14 protein-coding genes are annotated in these 23,098 nt (G+C 42.0%); 7 read left to right on the forward strand and 7 right to left on the reverse strand.

Annotation, left to right across the window (positions count from 1 at the left end; translation table 11 throughout):
- The first annotated feature begins 66 nt into the window (after window positions 1-66).
- The 5 genes from pbpC to DW036_RS06200 all read left to right on the forward strand — a co-directional run bounded on the left by pbpC (window position 67) and on the right by DW036_RS06200 (window position 8,376).
- Complete coding sequence (pbpC, locus tag DW036_RS06180; protein WP_118462177.1) at window positions 67-2,412, forward strand: penicillin-binding protein 1C; 2,346 nt, start codon at window positions 67-69, stop codon at window positions 2,410-2,412.
- A gap of 298 nt (window positions 2,413-2,710) precedes the next feature.
- Window positions 2,711-4,702 carry a glucosamine-6-phosphate deaminase gene (locus tag DW036_RS06185; protein WP_007663923.1) on the forward strand — a complete coding sequence of 664 codons (1,992 nt, stop codon included), beginning with the start codon at window positions 2,711-2,713 and terminating at the stop codon, window positions 4,700-4,702.
- 127 nt (window positions 4,703-4,829) lie between these two features.
- Window positions 4,830-7,745: a xanthan lyase gene (locus DW036_RS06190; protein WP_118463115.1), complete on the forward strand. Its 2,916-nt coding sequence runs from the start codon at window positions 4,830-4,832 to the stop codon at window positions 7,743-7,745.
- Window positions 7,746-7,844: 99 nt separating this feature from the next.
- Complete coding sequence (locus DW036_RS06195; RefSeq protein WP_007663951.1) at window positions 7,845-8,162, forward strand: hypothetical protein; 318 nt, start codon at window positions 7,845-7,847, stop codon at window positions 8,160-8,162.
- Window position 8,163: 1 nt separating this feature from the next.
- Window positions 8,164-8,376, forward strand: coding sequence for a sulfurtransferase TusA family protein (locus DW036_RS06200; protein ID WP_118462179.1), 213 nt, complete (start codon window positions 8,164-8,166; stop codon window positions 8,374-8,376).
- A gap of 15 nt (window positions 8,377-8,391) precedes the next feature.
- On the opposite strand, the gene DW036_RS06205 is transcribed toward DW036_RS06200, so the two are convergent.
- Window positions 8,392-9,582, reverse strand: a complete 1,191-nt coding sequence (locus tag DW036_RS06205) for a HAMP domain-containing sensor histidine kinase (RefSeq protein WP_118462180.1) — start codon at window positions 9,580-9,582, stop codon at window positions 8,392-8,394.
- A 447-nt stretch (window positions 9,583-10,029) separates the two neighbouring features.
- Here DW036_RS06205 and DW036_RS06210 point away from each other — a divergent pair, with 447 nt between their 5' ends.
- Window positions 10,030-11,859, forward strand: a complete 1,830-nt coding sequence (locus DW036_RS06210) for a YgiQ family radical SAM protein (protein ID WP_022392577.1) — start codon at window positions 10,030-10,032, stop codon at window positions 11,857-11,859.
- A 13-nt stretch (window positions 11,860-11,872) separates the two neighbouring features.
- Window positions 11,873-12,514, forward strand: a complete 642-nt coding sequence (locus DW036_RS06215; protein ID WP_118462182.1) for an outer membrane beta-barrel protein — start codon at window positions 11,873-11,875, stop codon at window positions 12,512-12,514.
- 95 nt (window positions 12,515-12,609) lie between these two features.
- Here DW036_RS06215 and DW036_RS06220 read toward each other — a convergent pair whose 3' ends face one another.
- From DW036_RS06220 to DW036_RS06245, 6 genes are read right to left on the reverse strand one after another with little or no spacing between them, the layout of a single operon-like run.
- Complete coding sequence (locus tag DW036_RS06220; protein ID WP_118462184.1) at window positions 12,610-13,707, reverse strand: glycoside hydrolase family 105 protein; 1,098 nt, start codon at window positions 13,705-13,707, stop codon at window positions 12,610-12,612.
- A 16-nt stretch (window positions 13,708-13,723) separates the two neighbouring features.
- Window positions 13,724-15,496 (reverse strand): RagB/SusD family nutrient uptake outer membrane protein, encoded by a 1,773-nt coding sequence (locus DW036_RS06225; protein WP_118463117.1) that lies wholly within the window; start codon window positions 15,494-15,496, stop codon window positions 13,724-13,726.
- A gap of 10 nt (window positions 15,497-15,506) precedes the next feature.
- Window positions 15,507-18,569 (reverse strand): TonB-dependent receptor, encoded by a 3,063-nt coding sequence (locus DW036_RS06230; RefSeq protein WP_233560328.1) that lies wholly within the window; start codon window positions 18,567-18,569, stop codon window positions 15,507-15,509.
- A 50-nt stretch (window positions 18,570-18,619) separates the two neighbouring features.
- On the reverse strand, window positions 18,620-20,605 hold the full coding sequence (locus DW036_RS06235; protein WP_118462188.1) for a hypothetical protein: 1,986 nt from the start codon (window positions 20,603-20,605) through the stop codon (window positions 18,620-18,622).
- Window positions 20,602-21,828 carry a DUF2264 domain-containing protein gene (locus tag DW036_RS06240; RefSeq protein ID WP_118462190.1) on the reverse strand — a complete coding sequence of 409 codons (1,227 nt, stop codon included), beginning with the start codon at window positions 21,826-21,828 and terminating at the stop codon, window positions 20,602-20,604. Before DW036_RS06240 ends, DW036_RS06235 begins: the two co-directional genes overlap by 4 nt.
- Window positions 21,829-21,846: 18 nt before the next feature.
- On the reverse strand, window positions 21,847-23,031 hold the full coding sequence (locus DW036_RS06245) for a DUF2264 domain-containing protein (RefSeq protein ID WP_118463120.1): 1,185 nt from the start codon (window positions 23,029-23,031) through the stop codon (window positions 21,847-21,849).
- Between the last annotated feature and the right edge of the window lie 67 nt (window positions 23,032-23,098).

The following is a 23,098-nucleotide window of genomic DNA, read 5'->3' on the forward strand; positions in this document are numbered from 1 at the left end:
GCAAAACTATTCAAATTCCCCTCCTTTTGGAAGGAGGAGAATTAAGATAGTCATATTTAAATATTGATGAAGATTCAAATTATAAAGTACTTCAAACAACTGTCTATCACCAAAAAAGTAATACTCATACTTATTACAATTCTGGTGATAGCCTATATCTTTTGCCTCCCCCGGCAACTTTTCCATGTACCCTACTCCACCGTTGTCACTGACCGGAACGGTGAATTACTGGGCGCACGCATTGCATCCGACGGTCAATGGCGCTTTCCACCCCGGACCACTACTCCGAAGAAAATAAAGCAATGTCTCATCACTTTCGAAGACAGGCATTTCTATCACCATTGGGGAGTCAATCCTGTCTCCACGGGCAGAGCCGCCTACCAAAACCTAAAGAATAAACGCATTGTAAGTGGAGGAAGTACCCTCACCATGCAAACAATCCGTCTGGCAAGAAACGAATCGCGTACTTTTGGAGAAAAGTTCATAGAAATGATCCTGGCTACCCGACTGGAATTTCGTGCTTCAAAAGAAAAAATCCTGTCCATGTACGTTTCACACGCTCCTTTCGGAGGAAATGTAGTAGGACTCGATGCCGCCGCCTGGCGATATTTCGGACATTCGGCCGAAGAACTTTCCTGGGCGGAAGCAGCTATGTTGGCGGTACTTCCAAACGCACCCGCCATGATTCACCTTTCCAAATCACGACAATCATTGCTCAATAAGAGAAACCGTCTATTGAAACAATTGTATGAACGAAAGATTATAGATAGTTCCACTTACGAACTGGCCATCAGTGAACCACTACCCGATGAGCCTCATCCTCTCCCCCAAATAGCCCCTCATCTGGTCAGTCGCTTCTATCAGGAACGGAATGGGAAATATTCCGTGTCAACCATCGACAGAGGTATTCAAAGCCAAATAGAGAATGCAGCCGAACGTTGGAGTAACGAATTTAACCGGAGTGATATACGCAACCTGGCTATTCTGGTGATTGATATCCGGACCAATCAGGTGGTAGCTTATTGCGGCAATGTAAACTTCGAACGGAAACAAAGCGGTAACCAGGTAGATGTAATTCAGGCACCCAGAAGCACGGGAAGTATTCTGAAACCATTTCTATATTATGCCATGTTGCAGGAAGGCAGCCTGCTACCTCATACATTACTACCTGATATACCAATTAATATTAATGGCTTTACGCCTCAAAACTTCAGTTTGCAGTTCGAAGGTGCTGTTCCTGCTTCAGAAGCACTTGCCCGTTCACTAAACATTCCGGCAGTAACGATGCTGCAAAAATATGGTGTTCCCAAGTTTCACACTTTCCTGAGGCAAATAGGTTTGAAGACAATCAATCGGCCCGCCTCCCATTATGGTTTATCCCTTATCTTGGGTGGAGCGGAAGCCACCCTATGGGATGTAACCAATACATACGCACATATGGGACGGAGTCTATTGCAACTTCCACAAACGGAATGTAGTTTACTGCTTTCAGATTCTGAAGATTCTGAAAATTCCGAGGCAGTCACTTCTGCAAAGACAACGGATATTTTTCAACCGGGAGCCGTATGGCAAACATTCAATGCTCTAACCGAAGTGAACCGTCCCGAAGAAATAGACTGGAAATCCATCCCTTCCATGCATCCCATCGCATGGAAGACCGGAACGAGTCATGGATTCCGCGATGCCTGGGCTGTAGGCGTCACTCCTCACTATGCCGTAGGTGTATGGGTGGGTAATGCTACCGGAGAAGGCAAGCCCGGTCTTGTAGGAGCACGGACAGCCGGTCCGGTTCTGTTTGATGTATTCAGCCTGCTTCCTCCTACACAATGGTTCAAACGTCCGGAAAATGTCTTTGTTAAGGCTAAAGTATGCCGGAAATCCGGGCATCTGAAAGGCCGATTTTGCGAAGAAACAGACACCTTATTGATTCTTCCCGCCGGATTAAAGACGGAAGCTTGCCCTTATCATCACCTCATCACTCTCTCAGCCGATGAAACTCACCGTATCTATGAGAATTGTGCTAATCTGGAACCTACCATCCAGAAATCCTGGTTCACTTTGCCGCCCGTCTGGGAATGGTATTACAAACAGCATCATCCGGAATACAGTCCGCTTCCTCCTTTTAAGCCGGGTTGCGGAGAAGATGCCCTCCAACCGATGCAGTTCATCTACCCCCCCATGAATGCACGGATTGTATTACCCAAACAGATGGATGGAAGCCTAGGATATATGACTGCCGAACTGGCCCATGGTAATCCCGCTACCACCATCTTTTGGCATCTTGATAATACTTATCTGACGCAGACACAGGATTTCCATAAGATCTCCTTGCAACCTACACCCGGAAAACACTCGCTGACAGCGGTAGATAGTACAGGAAATACAGTAACTACTACATTTTATATTAATTAGGATTACCTGTTACTAAAAGACAGGTACGCAAACGACACGTCCCCAACCTCCCTCTGAACAGGTGATGTATTTGTACAAAAAGATTCCATTTTAGTCTTTTTAATGAAAATACCTAAAAGAAGTGAGTACATAGTTACCAAAAAGTGCCTACATTTGTATCCCGAAACAGTGTCAGAAAAAAACACCTTGTTCCGAAAAACAGCCCCAACACTATTAAATGAGTGAACTTTGTTTTTCGTATATTTGTTAAATCATAGAAGCGACAAGCTTTAATCAATTTATTAATACCAATTTAGTTATGAAAACCAATCTTAGTTCTCAAATCACTCTCAACAGAGTCTCCCCCAGGTATTACAGGCCTGAGAATGCATTTGAAAGGTCGGTATTGACCCGACTGGAAAAAATCCCCGCTGACATCTACGAATCAGCAGAGGAAGGTGCAAACCACATTGCCTGCGAAATAGCTCAACTGATTCGCGACAAACAAAAAGCCGGACGTTTTTGCGTATTGGCATTGCCAGGCGGTAATTCTCCCCGCAATGTATATTCAGCCCTTATCCGGATGCATAAGGAAGAAGGTCTGAGTTTCCGCAATGTTATCATATTCAACCTTTACGAATATTATCCACTTACAGCAGATGCCATCAACAGCAATCTGAATGCCCTGAAAGAAATGTTCCTCGATCATGTAGACATCGACAAGCAGAATATTTTCAGTCCGGACGGTACTATCCCCAAAGATACGATTTTCGAATATTGCCGTTTATACGAGCAGCGCATCGAAAGCTTTGGTGGACTGGATGCCGTGTTACTCGGTATCGGTCGTGTAGGTAACATCGGTTTTAACGAACCGGGTTCCCGTCTGAACTCCACCACTCGCTTGATTTTGCTGGATAATGACTCACGCAACGAGGCATCCAAAATGTTCGGAAGCATTGAAAGCACACCGATCAGCTCTATCACAATGGGTGTATCCACCATTCTGGCTGCCAAGAAAATCTTCTTGATGGCATGGGGTGATGATAAGGCCAAAATGGTAAAAGAGTGTGTAGAAGGTGCAGTAACAGATACTATTCCGGCATCTTACCTGCAAACTCACAATAATGCCCATGTAATTATTGATCTTTCTGCTGCCGGCAACCTGACACGCATTCACCGTCCATGGCTAGTGACTTCATGCGAATGGAACGACAAACTGATCCGCAGTGCCATCGTATGGTTGTGCCAATTAACGGGAAAGCCCATCCTGAAACTTACCAATAAAGATTACAATGAAAATGGTTTAAGTGAATTGTTGGCATTGTTCGGTTCTGCATATAATGTAAATATCAAGATATTCAACGATCTGCAACATACCATTACCGGGTGGCCGGGTGGCAAACCGAATGCAGACGACACTTATCGTCCCGAACGCGCAAAACCGTATCCGAAACGGGTCGTTGTATTCTCTCCGCATCCCGATGATGACGTTATCTCTATGGGAGGTACCATCCGTCGTCTGGTAGAGCAAAAGCATGATGTACACGTGGCTTACGAAACCTCCGGTAACATTGCCGTAGGCGACGAAGAAGTAATCCGTTTCCTGCACTTTATCAACGGTTTCAATCAAATCTTCAATAACAGCGAAGACAAAGTGATTACCGATAAGTATGCAGAAATCCGTAAGTTCCTGAAAGAGAAAAAAGACGGTGACATCGATACACGCGATATTCTTACCATTAAAGGTTTGATACGTCGTGGTGAAGCACGCACCGCCTGTACATACAATAACATCCCACTGGATCATTGTCATTTCCTTGATCTGCCGTTCTATGAAACCGGTCGTATTCAGAAAGGTCCGTTGACTGAAGCTGATGTGGAAATCGTACGTAATCTGTTGCGTGAAGTGAAACCTCACCAGATATTCGTTGCCGGCGACCTTGCCGACCCACATGGCACACACCGTGTCTGCACCGATGCTGTATTTGCAGCTATCGATCTGGAAAAAGAAGAAGGTGCAAAATGGCTGAAAGATTGCCGCATCTGGATGTATCGTGGTGCATGGGCTGAATGGGAAATTGAGAACATTGAAATGGCAGTGCCTATCAGTCCTGAAGAACTCCGTGCCAAACGTAACTCTATCCTGAAACACCAGTCTCAGATGGAAAGTGCACCGTTTCTGGGCAACGACGAACGTCTGTTCTGGCAACGCAGCGAAGACCGCAACCGTGGTACTGCTGCATTGTATGACAGCCTTGGTCTGGCATCTTACGAAGCAATGGAGGCATTCGTGGAATATATTCCGTTGTAAATGTTTGCTAAATAGAAATAAGAAGAGTGGGAAGCCAAGGTTTTCCACTCTTTTTTTACGTACTTTTGTGGAGGGACTTCACTGCAAAGAGGCACAGAGTCTCACAGAGCTTATCCGTTATGAGAATATGAGAAAAAGAATATTATTAGCCATTTGTTGCTGCGCTTTCGCCCTTAATGGAAAACTGGCAGCCCAAGATACCGAAGCGAATGTACAAGATCGTCTTCAATCTTTCTTTCGGGAATATACCACTACCACAGTAAATATCGGTACTTGCAAACTGGATAGCTTCCGCATAAATCATCAGAAAAAAAGATTAACGATTTATGCGGACGATAAATTCTCCTATCAACCGTTTCGCCAGAAAACGGTAGATGCCATATACCGGTACCTGAAGCAAGTACTTCCGGGTCCCGTAAACTATTATGATATAACTGTGATAACGGACGGACAACCCATCGAAGACCTGATTCCTAATCTTTACCGAAAAGGCAAAAAAGATAAATCCCGTTTGTACAGCGGATTAGAGTATAAAGGCGAGCCGTGGGTAACGCGCGTTTCGCGTCCTTATGAAATCAGCCGGGGATTGGAAGGTAAACATATCGCTTTATGGCAAAGTCATGGGAAGTACTTCATCAACAAAACCGGAAAATGGGGATGGCAACGCCCCCGCCTGTTCTGTACAACAGAAGATCAATTCACCCAATCCTTTATTCTTCCCTACGTCATCCCAATGTTGGAGAATGCCGGTGCCAACGTGTTTACTCCCCGAGAACGGGATACCCAGAAACAGGAAGTCATTGTGGATAATGATACTCCGCAAAATTCCCTTTATCTGGATATGAAAAGCCGCAAAGCCAAGTGGGAACAAACAGGACTTCCCGGTTTCGCCCAGCATAAATCAGTCTATCGGGATGATGAAAACCCATTTCTTCTCGGTACGGCACGATTTGCTCGTACCGAGAAGAAAAAAAACAAAGCTTTTGCTGAGTGGATACCCGATATTCCTGAAACAGGAGAATACGCTGTATACGTCTCTTATCAGACCTTGCCTAATAGTGTAAGTGATGCCAAATACATTGTGTTTCATAATGGTGGAACTACAGAATTCAAGGTAAACCAACAGATAGGTGGCGGTACATGGGTCTACCTTGGAACCTTTACCTTTGATAAAGGAAAGAATGATTATGGTATGGTAGTACTCAGTAATGAAAGTAAGCAGAAAGGAGTGGTCTGCGCCGATGCTGTACGTTTCGGTGGAGGTATGGGTAATATTGAACGTGGCGGAGTAACCAGTGGGCTGCCGCGTTATCTGGAAGGTGCCCGTTATTCTGCACAATGGGCAGGTATGCCTTATCCGGTCTATGGTGGACGGGAAGGCAAGGATGACATGTCCGACGACATTAATGTGCGCTCCCGTATGATCAATTATCTTTCCGGTGGTTCCATATTCAATCCCAAAGAAAAAGGGTTAGGGATACCCTTTGAAATTTCTATGGCATTGCACAGTGATGCCGGTGCCAACAAGGAAGATAAAATCATAGGCTCACTCGGTATATACACTACTGATTTCAATAGCGGACAACTCGGAGCAGGCACCAGCCGTTATGCTTCCCGTGACTTATCCGACATCCTGCTCACCCAACTCCAGCGGGATATCCGTTCCAACTATGCCATAGACTGGACACGTCGAAGCATGTGGGATCGTAATTACAGCGAAACACGACTTCCTGCCATTCCTTCTACTATCATTGAATTACTTTCACATCAGAACTTTGCTGATATGCGCCTCGGTCATGACCCCAATTTTAAGTTCACCGTAGGACGTTCCATTTATAAAGCTATTCTGCAATACCTTTGCAATCAGCATGGCAAAGATTATGTAGTGCAACCACTTCCCGTAAGCAACTTTTCCATCCGCTTCGGCGATAAAAAGAATACATTGGAACTCTCCTGGAAGGGTGAGGAGGATCAACTGGAACCTACAGCCAAACCACGTGAGTACATTGTTTATACCCGCATCGGACGCGGAGGATTTGATAATGGCGTACGTGTCAGCAGCCCTTCTTATACAGCCAAAATAGAACCGGGTATTGTCTACTCTTTTAAAGTAACCGCAGCCAATCGGGGGGGAGAAAGTTTTCCGTCCGAGATTCTTGCTGCTTATAAAGCCAAGAAGGAAAAAGGACGTATCCTGATTGTCAACGGCTTCGACCGTATCAGTGGACCGGCAGTCATCGATACCCCTATTGAAGCCGGATTTGATTTAACAAAAGATCCGGGCGTACCTTATCTGTATGACATTTCACTTTGCGGCGCTCAAACCGAATTCTCCCGCAAGCAAACGGGAAAGGAACTGGGACGCAGCAGTGACGAGTGGGAAGGATTAAAAATTGCCGGAAATACCTTCGACTACTCCTTCATACACGGAAAAGCAATACAGGCAGCCGGCAATTATAGTTTTGTATCATGCAGCGATGAGGCTGTAGAAAACGGACGCGTCCCATTGGAGGTTTATAATATTGTGGATTACATTCTTGGACTGGAGAAAGAAGATCGTCAAAGTAACCCGGCTCGTAACACATATTACAAAACCTTTTCTTCCCCTATGCAACGCGCATTGACATCATACTGTCAATCCGGTGGTAATCTGCTTATTAGCGGTTCCTACATCGGCAGCGATATGAATAACTCGCAAGGCGATCGGGAGTTTACACAGAATCTTTTGAAATACGCCTACGGACAGTCTATCACTGACAGCTATTCAGGAAATATCAGTGGGCTGGGACGTACATTCAGTATTCCCCGCCTACCCAACGAATATGCTTATCCCGTAACTGCTCCGGAATGTATTCTTCCTACAGGTGGTGCTTTCCCCGTACTAACGTATAATTCCGGCAATCAAAGTGCTGCCATTGCTTATCAAGGCAATTACCGTACCTTCGTCATGGGATTTCCTTTTGAAAGTATCGAAAAGGAAACGGATCGTAATGCTATCATGGCCTCTATCCTGCAATTCCTCACCACAGATTCACGCAAATAAAAATAAAAAAGGAAGAATAATCAATGAAAGTATGCATAATCTGTGGTGAAAAACTTATCTTTGCTCTCAGAGTATAAACCTTTAAAACATAAAAAAACTATGTACACTATACAAGCAAACCCCAGCGGTACCCGCAGTTTAGAAATATCCGAAGAGAATCTGGCTACTATTGAAAAATACGGACTTTTCCGCCATCTTATTGACAGTAACGGTATTGTAGACGAGTCTGTTCTGGAAAAACTGAGACTGAATATCCGCTCCCTCATCGCATCACAAGAGGAGGACAGCAAAGATCTGCTCGACCTATGCATCGACGTGATATACCACAACAACATGAAGGCCTTCGGATTACAACAGTTGATCAAGCTCTATCTGGAATGGCTTTCCAAGCAGGAACCCATAGAAGAGGAATCATGAAATGAAAACAATCGACACCTGTGGTCAAAAACTTTACAGTCCTCTCATCCCCGCAGTCAAAGCTATGTGCGAAACCGCGTCGGGTGAGAAGTTGGAAATTATTATGAATAACGCTGAGGCTTTCCAGGATTTGAAGGAATACCTCGCGGAACAGAGCATTGGTTTCCGAGAAATATACGACGGAGAACGGATGATCTTGCAGTTCAAGATGTAAATAGAATAGGTACGCTTAATTCGCGTACCTATTCATATTCAAAGGCACTTCAAACCAGAATGTAGACCCTTTGTTTACCTCAGATTCCAAACCCGCCTTGCCTCCCAGACTCCGAATGATAGTTTGCGAAAGCGTCAGCCCTAAACCTGTTCCCGGCACTTCCCGATCCAACTTCTTAAAGCTGGTAAATATTTCTTGTTGCTCTTCTTCCGGTATCCCAATCCCGGTGTCGGACACATAAAAATGAACGGTATCCGTTTCCTTCATGTAGCAACCAAAGCGTATTTCACCAGATTTGGTAAACTTAATCGCATTATGAATCAGATTTGCCATTACCTGAATGATGCGCTGATGTTCAGAATACATGATAATAGGTTGCAAGGATGCTTCACAGATCAAATCAACTGAAGGGTTATTGAACAGTTTCACTTGAAACATGCCTTCCAGTTCTCTCAACAAGTCATTGGCATCAAACTCCGAATACTCGAAACTCAAAGTCCCGGCCTCTATCTGCGAAAGATCAAAGATATCATTTATCAAACGCAGCAAACGCTCATTGTTCTCTGAAATAATATCCATATACAGTTTCTTCTCCTCTTCATCGGAAGCAGTAGCTATTAATCCGGAAAAGCCAACAATCGCATTCAGTGGTGTACGGACTTCATGACTTATATTCGCAATAAAAGTAGATTTCAACCTCTCTGCAGATATCGAGTTCTTTCTCTCTATGTTCAGCAACCTCTGAACATTCTGCAGTTCCGTTACATCATAAACCGTCAATACCATATGCTCTTCTCCTTCAATAACAACATAAGCACCCGATACTGAAACATCACAGGGGATCACTTTGTCTTCTTCTTCATTCAGAAGATTCATAGAAGCATTTACTTTTTTGAAACTCTCTTTCTTCTGAAAAGCTCTTCCAATAGCTGCGCGGATACCACAAAGTTTACACTGCTGGTGCATGCCACACTCACCGGCTTCGGCAGCATTCCGGCAATGCAACAAGTCACCGACCCTTTTCATCACACCAGTCTCAGGAGCAGGAAGCTTATTCAAGGAGTAGTAATTAGTGTCGCAGACAATAAAATCTTTATCAATCAGTAAAAAATAGGCATTAATATTTTGTAAAACCAAAGTTGCCCGGTCAAGTTTGCTTTGTAGCGTATCTTTTGAACCTGATTCTTCATACGGAGATGTTTCCATAATTGATTGATTTATATTTTGATTTGTGCCATTAGCGTACAAAAATATAAAATATCTGGATAAACCAGACGATTCTTTGGCATTTTTATTTGTGCCCATCCCATACTTTGCCAAGTTACCAGTGAAGGCTAAGGCGCTTTTCCGTAAGGACTAAAGACTAAGACAACGAAAATCTATTCGTCCCCTTATAAGGAACATTGCGTCCCCTTATAGAGGAACGCAATGTTCCTTATAAGGGGACGAAATGTTCCCCATGGTGGAACGCATTAACATTCGCAGGCAAAGGTACTAAGTTCTTCTATAATCTATACTACTCTAAGAAGCTATATCCCTTACAGACCTATAAAAAGCAAAATCGGAAATATGAAAGATACGACAAGCATAGATTATGAATGCAAAAATTGCACATTTTCTGGCTGAACCTCATTTTATGCGTATCTTTGCAGCATGAAAGAATATCGACTGACTGATTGGTTGCCCACAACCAAAAAAGAAGTAGAGTTGCGTGGATGGAACGAACTGGACGTTATTCTGTTCAGCGGAGATGCTTATGTGGACCATCCTTCTTTCGGGGCTGCCGTCGTGGGACGCATCCTCGAAGCGGAAGGCTTGCGCATAGCGATTGTGCCTCAACCCAATTGGCGAGACGATTTACGTGACTTTAAAAAGTTGGGACGTCCCCGCCTATTCTTCGGTATCAGTGCCGGCTGCATGGACTCTATGGTCAATAAATATACAGCAAACAAGCGTCTTCGTAGTGATGATGCCTATACACCGGATGCCCGCCCGGATATGCGACCGGAATATCCGTCCATCGTTTATACCCAAATCTTGAAGAAACTCTATCCCGACATTCCGGTTGTTTTGGGAGGCATTGAGGCAAGTATGCGCCGATTGACGCACTACGATTACTGGCAGGATAAAGTACGCAAAAGCATCCTCGTAGATAGTGGAGCCGACTTACTGATCTATGGAATGGGAGAAAAGCCACTTGTGGAACTGGCAAAAAGAATGCAGCAGCAGGCTGATACCGGCTTGCCCCTGCAACGTGACATCCCACAAATAGCTTATCTTTGCAAGACAGCGGAATTTGTGCCGGAAGAAGGAGATATCCGCCTTTACTCTCACGAAGAGTGCCTGAAAGATAAGAAAAAACAAGCTGCCAACTTCCGCCATATTGAAGAAGAGAGCAATAAATATGCGGCCTCACGCATCACACAGGAAGTGGATGACCTGACCATCGTTGTCAATCCGCCTTATCCTCCGCTGACGGAAGCAGAACTTGACCACTCCTTCGACTTGCCCTATACCCGGTTGCCTCATCCCAAATACAAAGGCAAACGTATTCCGGCTTATGACATGATTAAGTTTTCCGTTAATATCCACCGCGGCTGTTTCGGTGGCTGTGCTTTCTGTACCATCTCGGCGCATCAGGGAAAATTCATTGTCAGCCGTAGTAAAGAAAGCATCTTGAAAGAGGTGAAAGCATTAATGGAGCTCCCTGACTTTAAGGGATACCTGAGCGACCTTGGAGGCCCTTCGGCCAACATGTACCACATGAGGGGAAATGATGAAGCTCTTTGTAAGAAGTGCAAGCGCCCGTCATGCATTCATCCCAAAGTATGCCCGAATCTGAACAGTAGTCATCGCCCATTGCTTGATATTTACCATGCTGTGGATGCACTGCCCGGCATCAAAAAGTCATTTATCGGAAGTGGTGTACGCTATGACTTATTATTGCACCGGAGCAAAGATCCGGAAACCAATAAAAGCACTGCTGAATATACCCGTGAGTTGATAGCCCGACACGTCAGTGGACGTCTGAAAGTAGCTCCGGAGCATACCAGCGAACGAGTGTTGAGCATCATGCGCAAACCTTCATTCAGTCAGTTCCAAGAATTCAAAAAGATATTCGACCGCATCAACCGCGAAGAAGGATTGCGGCAACAGCTTATCCCCTACTTTATCTCCAGCCATCCCGGCTGCCGAGAAGAAGATATGGCAGAACTGGCCGTCATTACCAAACGTCTTGACTTCCAACTGGAACAGGTACAAGACTTTACCCCTACCCCAATGACTGTGGCCACCGAAGCATGGTACACCGGTTTCCACCCCTATACCCTGGAACCTGTATTTAGTGCCAAGACTCCACGGGAAAAGTTAGCTCAACGTCAGTTCTTCTTCTGGTACAAACCGGAAGAACGGAAGAATATCATCAACGAATTGCGACGCATCGGACGGCAAGATTTGATTGACAAACTATATGTAAAACGATAAATACGAATCAGGCATGAAAAAATTAATCATTTTCCTTATTGTCTCCCTGAGTTGCACAAACTCACTCTTACAAGCACAAGATCGTTTACCGCAAGACTTTAGTGTATCATTGGGAGGAGGACTGACCTTGCCGTATGTAGATGGAAATCGTAATGACTTCTTTAACAAGAACGGAAACCGTGCGGGATATAACCTGACGACTGAAGGACGCTATTACTTCATGCCGAATTTCGCTTTGGGACTTCAGTATGATTACCTGAGAATTGCTCATTCTCCGGATAAGATGCATTTACATTACATACATCCCAATATCACCTACCGTTACTTATGGAGCAATGGCAATCAAGGTGCTTTCCTATCATTCGGTATCGGTTATATGAACTACGAGGAGCGTACATACCAGAGAAATACCAAGAAAGGATTTCTTTTCAATAGAGGATATTGCGGCCTGTCAATCGGCATGGGTTACGAATTCTATATTTCGAAAAAAATATCCGGAGTATTTCGTGCCGACATTCTGACGGCCGACTGGTTTGCCAATCCTGATGCCCGACTTTACAATCCGGATGATTATGATGACGGAATAGATCACAGCTGGTTTAAGAACAATATTACGTTCTTCAATATAGGTTTTGCCATACAGTTCGGACGATAACAGAATTTCCCGCCAACCCATAAGAAAAATATCCCCTTCCACATCCATAAAGTTCTATTAATAGAGAAACGTATGGGTATGGAAGGGGGATTCTATTACTTAATCAGTTTGTATAATTCGCTACCAGCCAACAAGAAAGCACCTACACCATATACATCAGTAGCATCACGTCCTGCAGCCTTGGGAGCAGCCCCTACAGGTTGTATATATCCCAACTTACCGTCTGTATGTACGGCTTTGACCAGTGACTTCCAACCTTTTTCAAGCACAGGCTTATAAGTACGTTTTGCCAGGTATTCATTTCTGAGTCCCCACGCAATTCCATAGCACATAAAAGCAGAACAACTATTCTCAGGCATATCGTAAGAATCCGGATCCAGCAAGCTTGTACGCCAGTCACCGCCCTCGCATTGGGTTTTACGTAGGGCCTCAGCCATTTTCACAAACAGTTGAATATAGTAGTTACGCGAGCCACAATCTATTGGGAGATTATCTATAATCAAAGGAAGTCCGGCAAATACCCAACCGTTACCACGTCCCCAAAATTGTTTGGCTCCGTTCTTCTCACGCAGAGGAATTCGCTTATTGTCCCTATAAAAAAGTGAACATTCTTCATCATACAATGAATCTACACATTCTTTATATTCACTATTCATATAATTCAAATAAACATCATCTCCCGTCATTGTATACAGAGCCGCATATACCGGCGGTGCCATGAACAATGCATCCGCCCAAGACCAGCGTTCCAAAGTTCCCACTGCATCCGTTTTCAACAAAGGGGCTTTCGAAGGATGAGTTGCCACATAATATGCCCGCTCCATCACCGGCTGCAACATCCGTTTATCTCCCAGTTTGCGGTACATTTCAATAAATGCCTGTCCCACACAGATATCGTCTGCATGATAAACACGATCCCACATATTCCAATTGTATTTCTCACCAATTTCACGTACAAAGTCATAACATGTCTCATTGCCGGAGACCTTCCCCCATTCCGTCATCCCCCGGTATAATGCACCGTTTGTCCAATCCAAGGGATGATGTTTCACCTCTTTTTGATGATTGATCTGCCATTTGGCTACTGCATCGCAGACTTTCATAATATCAGTTTTCTTCATGTCAGCTGAAAACTGCTGAGCATATAAGCTACAACCTACTGAAAACAAAAACAGAACTAAAATTTTCTTCATGGTTTTAAATAATTTATTATTCAACTTCGAGGGCCGGTACATTCTGATCGGCTCCCGGATATCCTAAATTCTGATTAATACGACCTCTGGAGTTAGAAGCAATCGCATTCTCCGGTACAGGCCATAATATATGATAAGGCTTAATGGTATAAATATTGATGCCATTATGATTGATCTTTTCACGGAAGAAGTTATTATATCTCATCATTCGGTCATAGTAATAATTCTTCTCTGAAATATCGCTAAGTGAATACCCATTCAATCCCTTTTCTGCCATGATAAAAGCCACACGAGTCAATTCCGTCTTTCGAGGTTCTTCAAAAAACAATTCCCTAGCACGCTCATCCAGTATATATTCAATGGTTACTTGCTGAGAGTTTGTTAACTCTGCTGCATTAGCACGCATCCGGATTTTATTAATATCATTCATGGCTGCATCCAGATTTCCTTTCCAATAATAAGCTTCAGCTCTCAGTAAATAAGTCTCAGCCAAACGGAATACATACCAATCTGTATATCCTCCCTGAGGAGTATCAGGTTTATTATCTTCAGGTACAAAAGTCTTGTAATGCATCATCGGACTCCAAGCATAGATAGTATCTACACAATACTTTTTTTGTAAAGGTTGACCATAATATTTAGATGCCGGATTATTATAGACCATATCCTCCATATTCAACCAATTAGGAGCTGTATGACGATAATCGTCTTTGGAATCCCAAACTTCATAATTAAAATAATTAGTCGTTCTGACTCTACCGATACCACGTCCCACTTGTCCTATTTGGGGCTGTCCCGCCGCTTTGTCCATTGTGCCGCGCTTACCATCCGGATCATTGTTGGTATTTGCATTCCACCAGCAAGGTACAAGATCTCTCATCCGATAAGACCCGGTAGAAGTCCCTCCTTCTGTCAATTGTTTATCCTCAACCAGAAAGATGCCTTCCAGATTTTCAGAAGAATTGATATTCTCCCGATTAAAAAGATCACTTATTATATTATATTGAGCATCTGATATATTGACCCCGAATCTTTTTTCCATTAGTTTATGTTGACTATGATCTATGACAGCAGTAGTAGCAGTGACAGCTCCGTCAAAATCACAACATGCCAAACATATTTTAGCCAGCAGATGATTTCCTGCTGCCTTGGAGACAGCACCATGAGGAGCACTCTCCGGCAGATAGCGGGTGGCAAACATCATATCTTCTCGTAAACGTTTCAAAATGCTACTACGTGTATGTGAATAGAAATCTAATTTAGGAGTTGTGACTTCTTTATCAATAAAAGGTACATCTCCAAACTGATTCACCAGTTTATAATACCAATAAGACCTATGAAAATACCCTTCAGCCAGAATTGTATTTTTATCATTTTCGGTAATCTCATCCGCAGCCTGTACACGAGATATTATTGTATTTGCTTTCTGAATAGCACTATAGCCTTTACTCCAGAAAGTACCAATCTGAGAATCTCCATAAGCACCCGGCTTTAGCTGAATCTCAAAGTTTTTTAAAGTTTGAGCAACGATATTGCCAGCTACAGCAACATCAGAAGTCATCAATTCTGTGCAGGCATAAGAATTATTACCTATAAACTCCGGACGTATCATTGCGCGACAAGAAACCAAAGCACCTTCTAATCCTTCTTTCGTCACATAGGTATTTTCAGGAGAATAGAATGACAAAGGTTCCGGTTTTAGCCAATCATTACAAGAAACCAAACATGCAGTACACAAAAATGCAGAGAATGCATAATGTACCTTCCTTAATATTATTTGTGTTTTCATATCTATACTTTTATAATGAGAAATTAATACCAAAAGTAAACGTACGCGGTGCCGGAGATAAGGATTCCGGATCCCAATAATTCCATCCTGTTATCAATAAAGGATTAGAAATGTTTATATAAACACGAGCATTGGAGACGCTCCATTTAGAAGATATTTTATTAGGTATTCTATAAGCTAACGAAACTTCTTGTAAACGTACATACGAACGGTTTTTATAAACATTGAATGACGGAGATTTCGTATTCGAACCTAAACGTGCAAATTCATTTGTAGGGTTCTCCGGAGTCCAATAATCATATTTATAAGCATTTACGCGGTCATAATAATAATCCGTGGGATGAGTATAATGACTATTAGAAGACTTATGTCCAAGATCTGAGCGAATAAAGAATGAAAAGTCCACGCATTTAAAGAACTCCATCGTATTACCAATACCGAATGAAAAACGAGGACGCTTATGTCCTTGAAATACTTTATCATCTTCCGGTAGATATTCTCCGTCATTATTTACATCCCATATCTTAAAATCACCCGGTTCTTTACCATACTTGGCAGCCTCTTCACGTTCATCCTCTTGCCATACTCCCAAAATTTTATAATCATAAATTTCATCTAAAGCATGTCCAATATACCATCCATTCTGAATATCATCATCTTCTCTCTGTCCTATTACATTTCCATCTTTATCCAGCACATCTACCATTTCCCCATACAGATGGGCAATTTCATTCCGGTTAAGAGAAGCAATGAAAGAAGAAGACCATCTGAAATTCTTATGATCGATATTAACTGAATTTAAAGACAATTCAAAACCCTTATTACGAACTTCTCCCAAATTAGTTGTTACTCCGGAAAAACCAATAATGTCCGGCAAAGAGCGAGTTAACAGCAAATCTTTTGTAGACATATAATAAGCCTCCACTGTTCCATTCAAACGATTACCCAGAATTGCAAAGTCAAAGCCTATATTATATGCTTCAGTCTTCTCCCATTTCAGGTTTTCATTGGGAAGACGAGTGGCATAAATCCCAATAACTGTACTTCCGTTATGCAGATATTTCTCCGAATCCAAATTTGCCAAAGCAGCATAACGTCCGATGCTCCGGTTTCCATTGATACCCCAAGATAAACGAAATTTCAAATTATCAATCCACGAAATCGCTCTCATGAAATTTTCCTCATTCATTCTCCAACCAAATGCAAATGCAGGGAAATTAGCATATGGATTATTAGAACCAAAAGCCGAATAACCATCACGCCGGAAAGAAGCAGTAAACAAATAGCGATCCATTAAATTATAGTTCAGTCTTGCCATCATAGCATTTCCCGTATCCACTGTATCATCACTCCCTACAACCGGATTCGTACCATTTGCAACAGCATGCCAACCAAGTACTTCAGAAGGAGTAAGATTGGAATTCTCTGCTTTATCAGACCAAGTTTCATTTTTTTCAAGATTAAACAAAAGGGTCAAATCAAGCTTATGAATTTTATTGAATGTACGGTTCCATCTCAAAATATTATCAAACATCCAGGAATGAGCACTATTATTACGCCTGACGGCATGCCCCTTATACTTTTCACCAGCCATACTGGTAGATGGATCAAAATAATGATTCTTTTGCCAATTGTTATAGTCCGAATAGCTCATTTCATAAACGAATCCCCATGGCAATGTAATCTTTGCATTCAATGTAGCATTGAATGTCTGAGTCACATTGAAACGATCACGTTGTTCATAGCTTGCAAAAGGATTCGTGCTCATATTATCATCATTAGGATAGAACTTCAAAGAACCGTCTTCTTCATATTTACCCCCCCAGGGACTAGCCTGGATAGCTTCTTCCCAATCAACTTCATCTACACTTTCATTACGAGTGGCATAATGTGCTTGAAAGCCGACCTGAAGCCAATCTGTAACATTTACTTTCAAATTTAAACGCGAACGGATAGTCTTATATTGGTCTCCTACTACAATACCTTGATTATTAATGCTTCCTAATGACCAATAGTAAGAAACTTTATCATTCTTTCCAGAGATACTTACATTGTAATCCTGACGCAAAGCGTTTTGAAAAGAGGCATCATACCAATCCGTTTCCCTACCTGCCAGATAATTATCTATTTCTGTAGTAGAAAAGGCTAAACGATTCAGCCAAATCTCTGCCGGATTTGAATCTGCCGAAGCCCCTGTATACGATAACCAGGTATTCAGATCAACTCCTTGCGGCAAATTGTCCGGATTATGGAAGTATCCCAAAGGACGAGATGGATTACTCCGGATTTTTTCATCCCTTCTCATAACCATATATTCCTGCCCATTAAAAGGACGCTGATTACGAGTCAAATTCTGCATACCTATCTTCATATCAAAATTGATGACAGGCTTTCCTTCATTACCCTGTTTCGTTGATATGACGACCACTCCCGAAGCCGCACGTGATCCGTAAACAGCTGCAGAACTACCATCTTTCAAAATATCAATCGTTTCAATATCACTGGGATTGATATCCACCAAATCGCCATTAAAGATAACTCCGTCCAATACAATCAGAGGAGAATTACTGGCATTAATGGATTTCTCACCACGAATCAGCATAGAACCACCCCCTTTGGCAGAAGTTCCGAACCCTGCAGAAAATCCTGCTACCGTACCACGCAGCATTTCAGCTACACTAGTTACCGACTGCGTCGTATTTTCTGTAGAGATGCGGGTTATTGCTCCTGTGAGATCTTTTTTTCTCATCGTTCCATAACCAACAACAACAACCTCTTCCAATTGAGCGACATCTTCTTCCAATTCCACATTAATCACATTCTTTCCATTAACCGTAACCTCTTTAGACTGATAACCAATAAATGAAAAAACGAGAGTCTCTTTGGAATTTTCCAATGTTAACCGATAATTACCATCAATATCAGTGATAGTACCAGCTATTTTCCCTTTCACTTGCACAGTTGCTCCTATGACGCTTTCGCCATTGGATGTTACTTTTCCGGTAACTACAAAATTTTGCGCATAGGCACCTGTTGACCAACTGATTAAGCTAAAAAACAGGCACAATTTCATAAACAATTTGTGTTTCACATGCATAGTTATTAATATTTAAATGGTTAATACTAAAACCCTGTGGTTATTTTATACTGTATCACATTCTTGTCAGATTCAAAATAAGCGATATCCGCATATCCATTTCTATAGGGAATTCGTTTCTGCTTCCTCTGTATGGTAGCATTTCGAGGTGATATGGCCTGAAAACAAATTTGACCATCACGAGACTGCAATATCACTTTCCCATTTTGAAAATCAATTTTAGTTTCTTCCATACCATCATTTATTAACATGGGGTAACATGCCCGCACCTTCTTTACATTCCCTTTCAGAATATCACGCACAGTAATTCCGGTATGGTCAATATAAACACGTTGTGAAATCTGAGTAACCCCATCAAATCTACCAGTATAGATAACTTCAAATGCAACTCCGCCTACAGATTGTCTAATATTCCTCACATCTATTTCAGGAAGCTTACTACCTCCATATGCAGAAAAACAAGATGTATTTGGAAATAATATGTTAGTATATTCCGCTAAGCGGTGTATTCCCCCCGTAGCATCATGCCATTCAGGTCCAACTGCATACAGTTCTCCACCTAAATCCTGCTTCTTCTTGTTATCCCATTTATGGGGAATTCCATCCGAAGGACCTAACTGTGGGTTTGAATTCTTCAGATGAATTCTGATGAGTCCTGTTGCATTATAACGAGGATCTCCACTGAGTTCATACTCTACATAGTTTCCGCCAGAATTAGCAAAAACCTTATGGAACACGTCTTTCATAACCAAAACATATCCACCGATATCAGCTGGAGACGGAGATTCTTTAATAGAATTATCAGCATATAAATAGGCAACACACATTAGCCAGCATGCCAACAGATTATACTGTGATTGCGCTGAATAACTTTCATACCCATGCATCACTTCGATAGGAAAACGGTTTTTCACAATAAATCCGCTTCCATCTTCTCTTATCCATCTTCCGATGCTCCTAAGTGCTAAATGCGCAGCTCGTTTAAAGGCGCCTGCTTCCTGCTTTTTTCCTAAAGCTGCATATTGTGAAGCGTAAATCTCATAAGTCACGGCTGCCGCTGCTTCATTCCAGATATGTTGAGCACTTCTGCCGCCTGTCGGCACCTCTCCATAAGGCGATTGCATGAAAAGAGAAGTCCATGCTCCCAAACATAATTTGCGGGAATAAAAATCAAAAAACGTTCCGTTATATCCTTCCGCCAAAATAGAAGCCATAAACTGCCTCGTAAACTCATCATACACCATTGGCGGATTAGTCTTATTATCTACATACAAGCCAAAATCAGACATATATTGCTGCTGGTGTTCCAGATGAATATGAAAGAAATCTTTGTGATCGTTGATCCCTTTCTTTAACCGTAAATATTCACCAGCCAAAGCCACAACATTGTGATTATAACAGATTTTCTTACGCTTCAAGTTATCCCGATATAGCACATACGGATCAATTTCAGCCATTTTTTCGTGCCAGACAATCATTTGCGCTTCAGAAACCAATCCTTTATAAAGATCCATCGCCAGCATGATAGGCTGAATAAAGAATTCACCATGGTGATGGGCACACCTGTTCTCATGCATCTCACTCACTGAACAATCCAAAGCCTTTATTCCACTCTTTACCAAAGCATCATCTTTCAAGTATCCCGTTTGAACCAGTAACCCTATAGACAGAGCATAGCAAGGAGTCGAGTATTGCCATTCGATTTTATAGACCGGATCAATAATTGCTCCCGTCACTTTATCCTGACAAGACGCAAATGCACGAACCTGGCATTCTATCAATCTCAAATATTCATTATTATCTAATCCTGATGATTGAAAATCAACTACCTGCTTCTGGTTCTTTAAAAAAGTTTCTACCAATTGCCCTAATTGAGGATTATCTTCCCGAATATTTTGTTCAGCCAATAATATATTATTTATATCTCTTAATGAACCAGCATCTACCTTCGATGCGAATATCAAAAGGCATAAACTGCCCCAAATGATTTTATGTAAAAGCTCCGTTTTCATGGTTTTATAGCTTTATCAAGTTTCACATCTGGATTTCCACACCATATCTTCTTTCCAGTCCATTCGGCATACGAAGTATTCCAAAATTCATCAATAGTAGAAAGCCCCAATGCCGCAAAAGCTGCTGTACACAGATAGAGACTTCCCGTAGATATATATCTTTCAGCAATCTGTGGTTGATGACCTGCAAATCCTAATGTCAGCCATCCATCTGCATCAAAATTCCCCTTAACCGACATATGTTTCTTTATAACAGCTGTCAGAGCACATCTAACCTGTGCCTTTGTAACCGATACCGGCAACAAATCTTTCAATGCAGCTTGGGATAGTACATGAAACGTCCCGAACCTATAAGCTATTGACCGGCCTATCACCGGATAAGCTCCATCCGGAGAAATCATTCTTTCTTGTTGTTCTGCATATCTGGAAAAGCGCTTTTTCTCCAACTGATAAAATTCTTCTTCACCTTTTGCATACTTTTGCATTACTTCCAACACATCCAATAACATAGGATGAATCACATAGCTATTATAATAATCCATATGTAAATCTACCCCATCTCCATACCATCCATCACCTTTATACCATTCCTTGAAACGCATAATAGCATAATTAACAGGTTCCATATTACATTCTCCTGTTAATTCCAGTAAAGTAGCTTCTACCATGGCTGAAAATAATAACCAATTACTCTCTATCGGTTTTATCTTGCGTATCTGCTGCAATGCGTCCAATACATTCTGTCGAGTCTTGTCAGAAAGATTTCCCCAAATTTGTTTAGGGGCACGTAATATCCCCTGGCAGAAGAAAGCAGCGTCCACCAACGGTTGTCGTGTCACCACAAAGTTTAAATAATCAGGAGACTCGGGATTGAAACCATTATCTATGGAGAGAAGCATCAGACGTATATACTTATTTCTCAATCTTCCTTCTTCTGTTTCATCAGGACCAAGTTCCAGCCAGGGAGCCATACCAACTAACAAACGCCCCAAAGCTTCTAAATGAGTAGTACGTGTATTGGGAGGATTCAATGCACCGGATATAGTTTCTACCGGCATATTCTTCTTCAGTTCTCCCTTACTCATATTTTCCAATACCGGGTCCGCTATTTTTGTCAATACAGTAACCCAATAAGCACGATCCTCCAAACCTGATGGATTTTGTGAATAACCACATAAGCTTATTAACAGGAACAATGCACAGGTAAGAATATTCTTTTTCATGATTCTATAGTATATTGATTATGGTTTCATAAATTTATCAATGGGAAACTCTTCCCCGGAAAAGGCTTTAATGCTGGTCCACGGGGAAAGAGGAGCTATCCAGAAAACATCATCTGCCGGCAAACCTAAAGGAAGAAAACCTAAAGAACAGAGATAGACACAAGGAGTTGATAAATAAGAATCACCTAATTCCGGCTGTTCACCACACACTCCAATCGTTAACCAACCATTTTTATCAAAGGTACCCGGCTGTTCAAATAAACGCTTCAGCATGGCAGTCATTGCCCCCCGTACTTGGCCTGCTTTTAAACTTGATGGAAGTTGATGAAATAATGCACTGGCTCCCAGAACTTGAAAAGCTGCCGAACGATAACTTACTGAACGTCCCAATACCGGATAACTCCCATCCGGTGCAATCATGCGTTCCTGAATTTCCGCATATCTGACGAAACGTTTCCACTCTTTGTCTAAAAGTGTCTGATAAGATGAATCATATTTCACTACAACCTTTAAAACCTGTAATAACATAGGATGAATGACATAACTATTGTAATAATCCAAATGAAAATTCTCCCCATCTCCATAAACTCCGTCTCCTTTATACCATTGTTCATGTGATGAAATAGCCTTCTCTATTACTTCAAAATTCCATTCATTACCGAAACTTTTCAATCCACATTCCACCATCGCAGAAAACAATAGCCAATTATTATTTCCCGGCTTCATTGTACGTGTCGATTTCCATTGTTCTATTAAACGTTGTTGAGTCTTATCATCAAGATTTCCCCATAACTGAGTGGGTGCCTGTAACAATCCTTGTATCAAAAAGGCACTATTCACCAAAATCTGCCGTGTAGCTGTACTATTAAAGTAATCATCAGCATGAGGGTCTACAGAATTCTTCAACCCCTTACAGACCATTTTAATATATTTATCACGCAATTTTCCTTCTGCTGTTTTATCCGGTCCCAATTCCAACCATGGTGCTATTCCTGCTATTGTTCGTCCCACCGACTCCATATGTGTAACAAACTCCCTACTACTAGCTTTCGCAGATGAAGAACGTCCAACAGGAATATTCTTTTTTAACTGGTCTTTACTCAAATTACTCAAAACCGGATCTGCTATCTTTAATAGCGTATGTACCCAATATTCTCTATCACTTTGGGGAGCACCTTGCCCTTGTACAGCAGAAATTGCCATAAAAGAAAAAAAAAGAGCTGATGCAAATTTAATCAGTTGATGTGTCATAGCTTTATTTTTAGATTAT

The organism is Bacteroides sp. AF39-11AC (assembly GCF_003474285.1).
Classification (GTDB): domain Bacteria; phylum Bacteroidota; class Bacteroidia; order Bacteroidales; family Bacteroidaceae; genus Bacteroides.